This is a genomic window from Novosphingobium sp. Fuku2-ISO-50, from assembly GCF_001519055.1.
Lineage (GTDB): Bacteria > Pseudomonadota > Alphaproteobacteria > Sphingomonadales > Sphingomonadaceae > Novosphingobium.
Map to the genome: position 1 here is coordinate 1 of NZ_KQ954293.1, position 12,393 is coordinate 12,393.

The 12,393-nt window shown below is 61.4% G+C and carries 7 protein-coding genes and 1 pseudogene; 2 read left to right on the top strand and 6 right to left on the bottom strand.

Annotation, left to right across the window (positions count from 1 at the left end):
• On the top strand, nucleotides 1–209 hold a 209-nt coding region (locus AQZ50_RS20965), incomplete at its 5' end, for a hypothetical protein (protein ID WP_231730259.1).
• 273 nt (nucleotides 210–482) lie between these two features.
• A complete protein-coding gene (locus AQZ50_RS12230; protein WP_067746758.1) occupies nucleotides 483–2,882 on the top strand; it encodes a TonB-dependent receptor in 2,400 nt (799 codons plus the stop codon).
• Between the two features lie 22 nt (nucleotides 2,883–2,904).
• On the opposite strand, the pseudogene AQZ50_RS20090 reads toward AQZ50_RS12230, so the two are convergent.
• The 6 genes and pseudogenes from AQZ50_RS20090 to AQZ50_RS12260 form a co-directional block, all read right to left on the bottom strand.
• Nucleotides 2,905–3,666 (bottom strand): annotated as a pseudogene (locus AQZ50_RS20090) (integrase core domain-containing protein).
• A 322-nt stretch (nucleotides 3,667–3,988) separates the two neighbouring features.
• On the bottom strand, nucleotides 3,989–5,146 hold the full coding sequence (locus tag AQZ50_RS12240) for an acyl-CoA dehydrogenase family protein (RefSeq protein ID WP_067746760.1): 1,158 nt from the start codon (nucleotides 5,144–5,146) through the stop codon (nucleotides 3,989–3,991).
• A gap of 6 nt (nucleotides 5,147–5,152) precedes the next feature.
• Nucleotides 5,153–7,300 carry a 3-hydroxyacyl-CoA dehydrogenase NAD-binding domain-containing protein gene (locus AQZ50_RS12245; protein ID WP_067746761.1) on the bottom strand — a complete coding sequence of 716 codons (2,148 nt, stop codon included), beginning with the start codon at nucleotides 7,298–7,300 and terminating at the stop codon, nucleotides 5,153–5,155.
• A 4-nt stretch (nucleotides 7,301–7,304) separates the two neighbouring features.
• Nucleotides 7,305–8,510: an acetyl-CoA C-acetyltransferase gene (locus tag AQZ50_RS12250; RefSeq protein WP_067746762.1), complete on the bottom strand. Its 1,206-nt coding sequence runs from the start codon at nucleotides 8,508–8,510 to the stop codon at nucleotides 7,305–7,307.
• A 98-nt stretch (nucleotides 8,511–8,608) separates the two neighbouring features.
• Nucleotides 8,609–9,706 carry a CaiB/BaiF CoA transferase family protein gene (locus AQZ50_RS12255; RefSeq protein WP_082703618.1) on the bottom strand — a complete coding sequence of 366 codons (1,098 nt, stop codon included), beginning with the start codon at nucleotides 9,704–9,706 and terminating at the stop codon, nucleotides 8,609–8,611.
• A gap of 83 nt (nucleotides 9,707–9,789) precedes the next feature.
• The gene (locus tag AQZ50_RS12260) at nucleotides 9,790–12,201 is read right to left on the bottom strand and encodes a TonB-dependent receptor (RefSeq protein WP_067746763.1); all 2,412 of its coding nucleotides are present in this window, start codon (nucleotides 12,199–12,201) and stop codon (nucleotides 9,790–9,792) included.
• Nucleotides 12,202–12,393: the final 192 nt, after the last annotated feature.

The following is a 12,393-nucleotide window of genomic DNA, read 5'->3' on the forward strand; positions in this document are numbered from 1 at the left end:
CGCACTGTTTTGCCGCAGCGGCGCGACGTGCGTTTCCCGTCTCTCGTCATTTGATGCGAAATTGGTCAATCCCAAATCAGCAAATGCCGATCTCCGGGAAAAATGCCGCGCTCCAGAATCAGGCATTCGCTTGTCTTTGCGCAATGGCAGTGCCGGCGCACGCCGAACACTTGACAAATCCGCCGCAAGGATTTACCCAATCGACCTAACGAACGTTTGTTTAAGTTCGAAGCGGGAGTAGATGGATGCCAAGCAAGGGGACTGTGTCGCCAGAAAATCAACAGCTTGCAGGCCTTGCTCGTGACGTGACGGCAAACAAGACGACACCCCCAACTGCAAGCTGCTTGGTGGTGCAAAGCCAAAATTGAGATTTTCGAATCGCCCGGCATCGGAAGGCTGTTTTTGACGGTTCCGAAACCAACAAACCAAAAAGAAATTTGATGCCGAGCTCAAACAAGCCGGAATCGGAGGGGATTATTACCATGACTGGCAAACAACCGTTGGCACTGCGCTGTTCGCTTCTCGCAGGCATTTCGTTATTTGCTTCCGCTGCGGTCACCACACCGGCCTTTGCCGAAAGTGACAGCACGGCGTCGCCCGCACTCACGACGGAAATCATCGTGACCGCGCAGCGCAAGGAAGAAAAACTGTCGAAAGTTCCCGTTTCGGTGGTCGCGTTTGGCGCAGAAGCACTCAAAACCCGCAACATCACAAGCGAACAGGACATCGGCACGCTCGTTCCGGGCCTGCAGGTCAAGAACGGCCAGAATTCCAACCAGCTCAGCTTCAGCATGCGCGGTCAGACTCTGGACCCGTTTTCGGGTACCAGCCCTGCGGTGCTGACCTATCTCAACGAAGCGCCGTACAACCCCGGCAACACCGCGACGCAGTTCTTTGATCTGGGATCGGTGCAGGTACTCAAGGGGCCCCAGGGCACGCTGTTTGGCCGCAACGCGACGGGCGGTGCGGTGCTCTATTCAACGCCGATGCCCGGCGACCAATTCGATGGATTTCTGATTGCGCGCGTTGCGCAGCGCGATTTCGATCAGGTTCAGGGCGCCATCGATCTGCCGATCGCGCCGGGCCTGTTCGTCGCACGGATCGCCTTTGATGCGACCCGGGGCAATGGCTACATCACCAACGTCAATACCGGCAACACTCTTGGCGACAAGGATAGCCAGTCCGTGCGCGGCACGTTCGTGTTCACGCCGGGCAGTTCGGTCAAGAACGTGACCGTTGTCCAGTACAGCCACGTCAAGGGTTCCGAAGGCGAAGGCAACCTGTGGGATTACAACAGTGCACCGACCGCAGAGGGCGGGGCGGCGAGCCAGTACACCAGCAACGGCATTACCCATTCCCCCAACACCTCGGGCGGGTACCTGACCGATACGCTGGCGGCGATCTATGGCAACAACAACGGCCCCGCCGCGCCCGGCTTCTTCCCCGGCGCAGTCGAAGGGTATGCCGCGTGGTCACGGGCCAATCCCTACAAGATCTGGTTGCAATACGATCTGCCACACTACGCCACCAACACGTTCGTATCCAACACGACCACAGTCGATCTGGGTAGCGATACCAAGCTGAAAAACCTGTTCAGCTATATGCAGGGCTATGCGGTAACACCGGGCAACCTGGCCGGCGGACCATTCGGCGCTCTGTGGCTGTTTAACGAGCCCAACAATGCCACCGGCCTTTCGGGCACCCCTCCGGGCGGCGAAGTATTCCATTCGACGACATTCAGCGACGAAGTGCAGATCCAGGGCAAGCTTTCGGGCGGCCAACTGGAATACACTGCCGGGGCATTCTATTCGAGCCAGATCCGGCACGAAATCATTCCGATCACGATCGGCAACGATCTCGGCCTGCCGGCGCCGATTGCGGACATCGATTACGCTTATCGCAACACGGAAATCTCGAAGGCGATCTACGCCCAGGGCACCTACAAATTCACTGACCAGCTGTCTGCCACCCTCGGCGGCCGGTACACGTGGGAATCGCTGGGCATTTCCCAAGAAAATGGCAGCCTGTTCAATCTTCTGGCGGGCGGCTCGGTCCCTGCGGAACACAAAAACCTTTCGGCACCGGCCTGGACATTCAACGTGCAGTACCAGGTCGATCCGCACAATATGGTCTATTTTTCACAGCGCGGTAGTTTCCGCTCGGGCAATTTCAATGGCACGGTGGCGCCAAGCGCAAACTCGTTCGGCAACGAATATGTCCACGATTTCGAACTGGGCTACAAATTCAACGGCCGGATTGCCGACGCGCCGGTCCAATTCAACATTGCAGCTTATGACGTGATCGTGAAACATGCCCAGCATGCGCTTTACGCAATTGTCGGGGGGCAGCCGGCCGGATTTACCGTCAATGTCCCCGAATCGGTGACCAAGGGTATCGAAGTCGACGGCGCTGTCGGTCTCACCAGCTGGTTGGACCTCAACTTCAACTTTGCCTACACCGATGCCAAATACACCGATGGCCTCGTGCCGATCCCCGGCGGTAGCCCGGTAACGGTCGACACGTATCCCGACAGTCCAAAGGTGTCAGCTTCGGTCGGGGCGGACTTCAAGTTCCCAGTCCCCGAAAGCCTGGGCAAGGTCGATTTGCGCGCAGACTATTATGGTCAGACCCACACCTTCTTTTCCAGCACCAACGGCACGGTTACGCCGGGCACGGAACTTTCCGGCTATTCGACCGTCGGACTTCGCCTGAACTGGAAGGAAATCAAGGGCAGCCGCGTTTCTGCTGCGGTCTATGTACGCAACGTTGCCAACAAATTGTACTATATCTCGGGCTACGCACTGGGCAATTCCAGTGGCCTGAACACTGCATATCCGGGCGAACCCCGCACCATCGGCGGCGAGCTCTCGGTCAAATTCTGATGGAATGACGTGACCTCCCCCCTTAGCCAGTCGCGATTACAACTCCGGCATCGTTGTTGCGCGAGAGCGTGGGTGAAGCAAGGGGCTGCGTAGCGTAGCCACCGGCTATGCGAAGTGAAGCAGCCCCTTGCTTTTTCGGGTGAGCAGCGAATGCCGCCGGGGCGGCGTATCCCGGCGAAGAGTGCGGCCGCCCGGTGTTGTAATCGTCGCTCCAGGCCGCGATCTTCTCGCGGACATGGGCAAAGCCGGTGAATAGCGTGTCGTTGAGCAACCCGTCGCGCATCCGTCCGTTGAAGCTCTCGACGAACGCGTTCCGGGTCGCCCTGTCTGGGGTGGTGCAATGCCACACGATCTTTGCCGCGCCGGACGATCAGGTCGTTCAATTCGCGCACGATCCGCCTGCCCGAAATCGACGTGCCAGAAACAGGTGCCGTTGCGCTGCTCCCAATCGCATGTTTGCGTTCTTTACGCCGTCGCATGGCCGAGCCGTTTTCGCGATAGAGCCGCTGGGTCTTCTGGCGGTTGATCGTGATGCCGTCGCGCCGCTGCAGGATATGCAGGCGGCGATAGCCGAACCGGCGGCGCTGATGCGCCGGATCGAGCAGCTTCTCGTGCAACCCCGCCTGGCCTCCGACACCTCCAACCCGCGATATTTGGCCTTCCTGTTGTATAGGGTCGCCTCGAAAATGCCGTGCCTGCGCGCAAGCGCGGCGGTCTTCGTGCCCGCCACAGCGTCCTTCACTACGCCGACAATCTGCTCTCCGGTACACCGCGTCCGCTTCACCTGTCCGTCCTGCCTTGGGCCGGACTCAAATAATTCCTGGATGGAAATCATACGGTCACGTCAATCCCACCCACAGCCCAGACCTCAACCCCATCGAAATGGCCTTCGCCAAGCTCAAGGCGCACCCAAGAAAGGCCAAAGCGCGCACCGTCGAAGACTTTTGGCAGGCTGTCGGTTCAAGCTGCGAATTCTACTCGCCAAACGAGTTCTCAAAATATCTCGGGGCAGCGAGCTATACTGCAGATTAAACGCGAAATCATCCAGGAGATATTCAGGCAATAATATCTCGTCGATGACAGGGATGGAAGCCCATGACTGCGATTCAATTCATCTTGCGCTCGTCCAGGCCCAAGCCCCGACCTATGATTTCGAGCATGATTTCGCTGGTTCCGGCGAATATCCGGCTGATCCGTGCGTCGGTATACATGCGACTGATACGGTACTCTTCCATATAGCCCGCACCGCCGTGGAACTGGACGCAAGTGTCCATTACCCGCGCTTCGAGTTCGCTGGTCAGCAACTTGGCCGCCGAAGCATCTTCTGCGGTCAGTTCGCCGCTGTTGAGCAGCAGCACGCATTGATCGACCCAGGTCTGCGCCATGTCGAGTTCGGCGCGCATCTGCGCCATCTTGAAGCGGGTGTTCTGAAACGCGCCGATCGGCTTGCCGAACGCGCGGCGTTCCTTGACGTATGTCAGTGTAAGGTCGAACGCGGTCTGCGCCGTCGCAATAAAGCCGATCGCGGCGACCAGCCGTTCCTGCGCCAGCATCTGTGCAAGGTACTTGAATCCCTGCCCCGCCTCGCCCAGCAGATTGGCCTGTGGCACCTGCACATCGTTGAAAAACAGTTCGGCGGTGTCCTGGCTCTTGAGCCCCATCTTGTCGAGTTTGCGCCCGCGTTCGAACCCCGCCATGCCGCGTTCGACCAGGAACAGGCTGATGCCGTGCGGCCGGTCGGGATCGGTGCGCGCCGCCACCACGACCACATCGCCCAGTATGCCGTTCGAGATATAGGTCTTGGCGCCGTTCAGCATCCAGTGATCGCCGCGCTTGACGGCGCGCGTCTTCATGCCTGCCAGATCGCTGCCGGTCGAGGGCTCGGTCATCGCGACGGCAAGGATCGTCTCGCCCGAAATAACCCCGGGCATGAAGCGCGCCTTTTGCTCTTCATTGCCCAACTTGTGGATATAGGGCGCGACCAGATCGCTGTGCAGATTGATATAGAAACCGATGTCGCCGTGGCGCATGTTTTCTTCGATCACGATCTGGTCAAAGCGGAAATCCTCGATCCCCGCGCCGCCGAACCGCTCTTCGCCAAACAGGCACAGCAGGCCTTGCGCCCCGGCCTTGAGGTACGTTTCGCGATCGACCATGCCCGCCGCACGCCAGCGATCGGCATTGGGGCCGACTTCGGTCTGCATGAAACGGCGGACGGAGTCGCGGAACTGTTCGTGTTCGGATTCAAAGATCACCCGGCGCATTGCTGCTTAACCCTTCTTCGCGGGATAGAATGTTTCGCCCTTCGCCGCCTTGTCGCGCAACCACGCCGACGGCGCAAAGCGCGCGCCATACAATTGCGCCAGGCGATCCGCCTCGGCCACGAACCCGGCTATACCGACGGTATCGATATAGCTGAGCGTGCCGCCGGTCCACGCCGGGAAGCCCCAGCCATAGACCGCGCCCAGATCGCCATCTTCGGCGGTTTCGATCACGCCTTCTTCCATGCAGCGGGCGGTCTCGATCGCCTGGGCATAGAGAAAACGCGCCTTGAGATCGGCTTGCGGGGGCTGTTCGCCGGCAACCGGAAATTCCTCGGCCAAGCCCTGCCACAAATGCTTGGGCGCGCCTGCGGGATAGTCGTAAAACCCGCCACCGGCCTTGCGGCTGCCGCGTCCCAGCGCGATCATCCGCTTGAGCACGGCATAGCCCTTTTCGATGGTATAAGTGTTGCCCGGTGCGTCGGCGGCATCGTCGAGGATCTTGACCGGCAGTTCCATGGTCACCTCGTCGAGCAGCGCCAATGGGCCGACCGGAAAGCCGACCGATCGTGCGGCGTTTTCGATGCGTGCGGGTTCCACCCCTTCTTCGAGCATGGCGACGCCTTCGAAGATCATCATGCGGAACACGCGGCTGGTGTAAAAGCCGCGGGAATCGCGCACCACGATCGGCGTCTTGCGCAGTTGTGCAACGAAATCCACCGCCTTGGCCAGCGTGGCCGGTGACGTCTTTTGCCCCTTGATGATTTCGACCAGCCCCATGCGATCGACCGGCGAAAAGAAGTGCGTGCCGATGAACTGGTCGGGGCGCGCCGAGGCTTCGGCCAGTTGGCTGATCGGCAGGGTCGACGTGTTGGTGGCGAAAATGGCGTCGGAGCCCAGCACCGCCTCGGCCAGTCTCGTCGTTTCGGCCTTGATTGCGACGTCCTCGAACACCGCTTCGATCACCATCTGGCAACCGACAAGCCGCGCGAAATCATCGGTCGGTGCAATCCGGGCGAGGATCGCATCGGCGGCATCCTGCGTCATGCCCCCACGCGCAACCTGCCTGGCAAACGCGTTCGCGCTATAGGCCTTGCCCTTTTCGGCGGTGGCGGTGTCACGGTCGATCAGCACGACATCGATCCCGGCCCGCGCCGAAACCAGCGCGATCCCCGCGCCCATCATGCCCGCGCCCAGCACGCCGACTTTGGTGAAATGGGTCTTTGGCACTCCGGCGGGTCGGCGCGCGCCCTTTTCGGCGGCCTGCTTGGAAATGAACGTGGTGCGGATGATGTTGCGCGCCACGGGATCGGTCAGCAATTTGGCGAAATACTTGCTTTCGACCGACAGCGCTTTGTCGAACGGCAACTGGATGCCTTCGAACACCGTCGACAGGATCGCCGGGGGCGCCGGCAGATTATAGCCGGCCTTGTCCACCACTTTGGCGGTGGCGACCGAAAAGCCCATCGCCACTTCGGGAATGATCATCATCCGCTGTTCGGGCGCGGCATAGCCTTTTACATCCCAGATCCGCACTGGCGAAGGGTTGGTTGCCAGCCATGCCCTGGCCACGGCCACGACATCGCCGGCGGGCGCAAGCGCATCGACCACTTTCGCCTGCAACGCCTCTGCGGGGGCGAGCGAACGCCCGGTCAGCAGCAGATCGAGCGCGGGTTGGGCGCCGATCAACCGCGCCAGCCGTTGCGTGCCGCCCGAGCCGGGCAACAGGCCGACGTTGACTTCCGGCAGGCCGACCACCGCCTTCGGGTCATCGGCCAGCACGCGGTAGTGGCACGCCAGCGCCAGTTCGAAACCGCCGCCCAGCGCCAGCCCGTTGATCGCGCAAGCCACCGGCTTGCCCATCGTTTCGAGCGCGCGGTGCATCGCGGTGGCCTTCTGGCTGAAGGCATAGGCCTGATGCGGGGTCATCGTACCATAGGCATCGACCAGCGCCTTCAGGTCCGCCCCGGCCATGAACACCTTTTTGCCCGACGTAATCACCACGCCGGTTACTGCCGCATCGTCGCGCAATTGCGCGATGGCGGCGTTCATCTCGTCAAGCCAGTCGTCGGAAACGACGTTCATGCTTTCGACGGCATTGTCGAGCGTAAGCACGGCGACGCCATCGGCGCCGGTTTCGATTGCAAGGTGTCGCATCAGTTCAGACCCGTTCGATGATGGCAGCAGTGCCCATGCCATTGCCGACGCACAGCAACGTCATGGCGGTGTTCAGATCGCGCCGTTCCAGTTCGTCGAGCACAGTGCCCAAAATCATCGCCCCGGTCGCACCGAGCGGATGGCCCATAGCTATCGCGCCGCCATTGACGTTGATTTTGGCGTGATCGATGTCCATGTGATCCATGAAACGCAGCACGACGCTGGCGAAGGCCTCGTTCAGTTCCCACAAATCGATTTCGCCTGCGGTCATACCCGCGTTCTTCAGCGCCTTTTGGGCAACAGCGACCGGTCCGGTCAGCATGATCGTCTGTTCGGAACCGATCGAGGCCCACGACCGCATCCGCGCCCTCGGCTTCAGCCCGCTGGCCTGCCCGAATTCGGCATTGCCGAGCAGCACCACGCCCGCACCATCGACGATCCCGCTGGAATTGCCGCCGGTGTGGACATGGTTTATCTCTTCGACTTGCGGATACCGTTCGCGCACCACCCGGCCAAAGCCCAGCGCCGCCATCCCGGCAAATGCAGGCTTGAGCGCGCCGAGCGATTCGACGGTCGTGTTCGGCCGGCGAAATTCGTCGTTGTCGAGAATGACCTCGCCCAGCACGTCGCGCACCGGCACGATCGAGCGGGCAAAGCGCCCCTCTTGCCAGGCAACTGCGGCGCGGCGCTGGCTTTCGGCGGCATAGGCATCGACATCGGTGCGGCTATAGCCTTCGAGCGTGGCGATCAGGTCCGCCCCGATACCCTGCGGCGTGTAATAATTGTGCAGCGCCACGCGCGGGTCGGCGCACCATGCCCCGCTGTCAAAGCCCATCACCGTGCGGCTCATCGATTCGACGCCGCCGCCGATCCCGGCCATCGCCATGCCCGATGCGATCTGCCCCGACACATTGTTGACCGCCTCCAGCCCCGATCCGCAAAAGCGGTGGACCTGCTGGCCGCCGACAGTGTCGGCATAGCCCGCGTTCAGCACCGCCCCGCGCGCCAGCACGCCGCCCTGTTCACCCACCGGTTGCGCGCAGCCGATCACCACATCGTCGAGCAGCGCGGTATCGAGGTCGCTGCGCGCCTGCACCGATTGCAACAGCTGCGTGACCAGTTCGATCGCGGGGATTTCGTGCAGCGAACCATCGGGCCGGCCGCGTCCGCGCGGGGTGCGGACATGGTCATAGATGAAGACATCGCGCATCGGTGGATAACTCCTGACATCGTAGTGTGACTGCCGCGCACGCCTGGCGAAGCGCGACAGCGCATGCTTCCCTGTCGGACGCCAAGCCAAGTCCACACCTACCCTGCGATAGGGCGCGACCAGTCGGCAATGGCCTCGTCGATCATCATCGTGCTGCTGTCGCTCACTTGCCCCGGGGTCGCCGAAAACCGTGGCGCCGGGGCGGCCTGCGGGACACCAGCATGGTCTGCAAACACGTGCCGCGCGGTGTTGGCGGGATGCACTTGCGCCTCGCGCAACGACAGTACCGGCGACACGCAGGCATCGGTCCCGGCAAAGCGGCGTTCCCATTCATCGCGCGTTTCACGCAGGAAAGCCGCCGAGAAATCGGCAGTCATCGCGGGCCATTGCGCCTGATCGTTTTGGTCATAACGATCCGCCGGAATGTCCAGCCCGGACAACAACAGCGCAAAAAACTGCGGCTCCAGCGCGCCCACCGCAACATGGCCACCATCCTTGCAGGCATAGCAGCGATAAAACGGCGCCGATCCGTCGAGCAGATTGGAGGCCGGTCGATCCTGCCACCGGCCTGTGCCCAGATACGCGTGAAACAGGCTGAGCAGAGTGGCGACACCATCGATCATCGCCGCATCGACGACCTGCCCCTGCCCGGTGGTTTTTGCGCACAGCAGGCCTGAAACCATGCCGAGCGCGAGGAACATGGTCCCCCCGCCATAATCGCCCACCAGATTGAGCGGCACGGTCGGCACTTGCCCCGCCTGCCCGATCGCGTGAAGCGCACCAGTCATCGCGATATAATTGATGTCGTGCCCCGCCGTCAGACTTAGCGGCCCTTCCTGTCCCCAACCGGTCATCCGGCCGTAGACGAGACGCGGATTGCGCTGCAGGCAGTCCTGCGGCCCGAGCCCCAGCCGCTCCATCACGCCCGGGCGCGCGCCTTCGATCAGCCCGTCCGCCCGCTCGATCAGAGCCAGCAGGCGGTCGCGATCATCGGGCGATTTCAGATTGAGCGTGATATTGCGACGGCCGCGCAGCAATACCGCTTCGCCGACATCGCTCCATGCCGACTGCCCGCCGTGGCGCCCGATGCGGATCACGTCCGCGCCAAGTCCCGACAGGATCATGCTGCACAGCGGCACCGGGCCGATTGCGTCCATTTCGATCAGCCGAATGCCGGCCAGTGGGCCCTGTGCCAAAATCTGCTCCCGTCAAAAAGACTATGGCCGCCCCCCGCATGAGGGGCGGCCAAGTCGATACGAATTGCCCGAACGGCGTCTCGTCAGAATTTGAAACCGATCGTCCCGCCGAAGGTACGCGGCGTTCCCTGGAAGCCAACAGCGGTACCCAACGTCAGATAACCGTTGAACACGCTCGAAAAGTAATGCGTCTGCGCGATGTTCTTGCCCCAGACCGATATTTCGAGGCCATTGTCGAACACCACACCCAGCTTGCCGTTGAGCAGGCCATAGCCGCCGACGGTGGCCAACTGGTTGGAAATGGCGTATGCGGCGTAGGTCGCGACATTGGTTGCCGGATTGGTCGGGTCCGGCGTATCCGCGCCGAGGTTGCGCGACGACGTATAGGCATAGTTGACGTTGGCCCTGATTTCGCCGCCCCTGATCGGGAAAGTCTGGGTCCCGCCGATGTTGGCCACGTACTTCGGCGCCTGTTCAACCGGCTGCCCGCTCGCATCGTAGGCCCCGTTGAGCCCCTGTTCGATGAACGAGCCCGCCTGGTAATGCGCCCAAAGGCGCGAAGCGGACACATTGAGTTCGAACCCGGTCCACGGAATCGCAGTGCCCTCGAACTCGATGCCATAGGCGCGGATGTTGCCGGCATTCTGGGTGTATTGGGTCAAAGCCCCGCCGAAATAGGCATTGATGATATTCTGGGCGTTGTTGCGCCAGTCATAGAACACGGCAATGTTGGTGCGCAGGCGACGGTTGAGGAAATCGCCCTTGAACCCCGCTTCGACATCCTTGACCCTTTCCGGCTGGAACGAGTCTGCACCCGGCGGCACAGTGCGCGTGTTGAAGCCACCGGCCATCGCCGCGCCGCCGGTCTTGACATAGATGAATTCACCGGGGGCAAGCTGATAGTCGAGGCCGAAAGTCCAGGCTGGATACTTGAACGTGGCGCTGTGCGGATCGTTGCACAGCCCGGGCTGGTTCACCACCCCGGCATTGGGTCCAACGGCGCAGGTATTGGGCTGAAGGACGGTATAGCCGAATGCCGGCGGTACAGGAGTGATGATATATTCCGGCACGTTCTCGACGTTGTTGACACCGTGCCGGTTGATCGCCCGATCGTCCCACGTATAGCGCAGGCCGGCCGTCACGCGCAGCTTGTCGGTCAGATGATAGTTGACCTGTGCAAACAGCGCTTTGGACGTGGCGTGGAAATCGGCATAGCTCATGGCCGAGGGCGCGATCTGGCCCGCAGCATAGTTCGGTCCGAAATACGCCGACAGCGCTGACAGATCGGTGCCGTAGAACGGGAACGATGTGGTCAGTTCGGTACCATGCTCGTGGAAATACATGCCCCCGACGATCCAGTCGAGGTGGTCGGTCTTTCCCGAAACCTGCAGTTCCTCGCTGAACTGTTTCTGGACATAGTTTGAGCGGTAGCCGATGATTCCGGTCGGCGTAGCGGAAATATCCGACCGGTCGTGCGTGTCCGAATCGCGGTATGCGGTGATCGACTTGATCTTCGCCCCGCCCAGATCATAGACGACCGTTCCGTAGACACCGTTGGCCTTGTTGCCGTTGAACGGATCGTTGATGCTCGGATAGGGCGTGTCGTTCGGCGACACGATCTGGCTGTAGGTGGTATAGAAGCTGTTGGGATTGTTGAGATACTGCGTGAGGTTCTTGCTGGCGTAAAGAGCGGCGGCGCCGCTGGCCGGATTGACCCCGATCAGCGCAATATCGTTATAGCTGTCCTTGGTGCGCAGAAGATCGCCGCTGATCGTCACGGTAAGCGGGATGGCATGCGGCGCATACTTCAACGTCGCACGGGCTGAAACGTCGTATTTCAATTCGGCCGGTCCGACCGATTCGAACGGCGCATTGCCATAGGCGTCATGCGAGGTATAGCGGGCAGCCACGCGCAGCGACAGTTCATCACCCTGCACAGGCAGGGTCGCCGCGCCTTCGACCGAGACCAGATTGTAATTGCCGTATGTGGCGCGGACATATCCGCCGAAGGTGCCGTCCGGCTGGACCGTAGTCATGTTGAGCGCGCCGCCGGTGGTGTTCCGCCCGAACAGCGTCCCTTGCGTGCCGCGCAGCACTTCGGCGGTGGCAAGGTCAAGCAGACCCATATTGCCCACCATCGGTCGCCCGTAATAGACGCCATCGACATAGATCCCGACCGCTGCGTCCGAGGCCGAGTTCGGCGCATTCTGGGCGTTGCCGCGAATGGCGAGATAGATCAGCGCGGCATTGCCGGTCCCGCCCGACTGCACCGAGAGGCTGGGCGTGGCTTGGGCAATCTGGAAAACGCTGGCGATCTGCTTCTTTTCGAGTGACTTTGCATCGAGCGCCGTAATGGCAACCGGCGTCGTCTGGAGATGCTCGCTGGTCCTGCGTGCCGTGACGACGATGTCTGCGATGGAGACTCCATTCTGATCGGTCGCGGAAGTAGCGGCACCGGAGGCCGGCGTATCGGCAAAGGCAGGTGCACCGGCCATCAGTCCTAGCGACAGAACCGCCGTAGTGCATAGCAGCTTGCGCCCGCGGAAATTTCCCATTCCATTCCCTCCCAATAATTGCGGCCCAGGGTGCAAAGCGCCTTGCCGTCAAATATTTGCCGCGAACATTGTGCGTTCCGTCGGCCCGAGCACTTTGCTCACCATCTTGCTGTCCTGCCAGACCCCCTATCG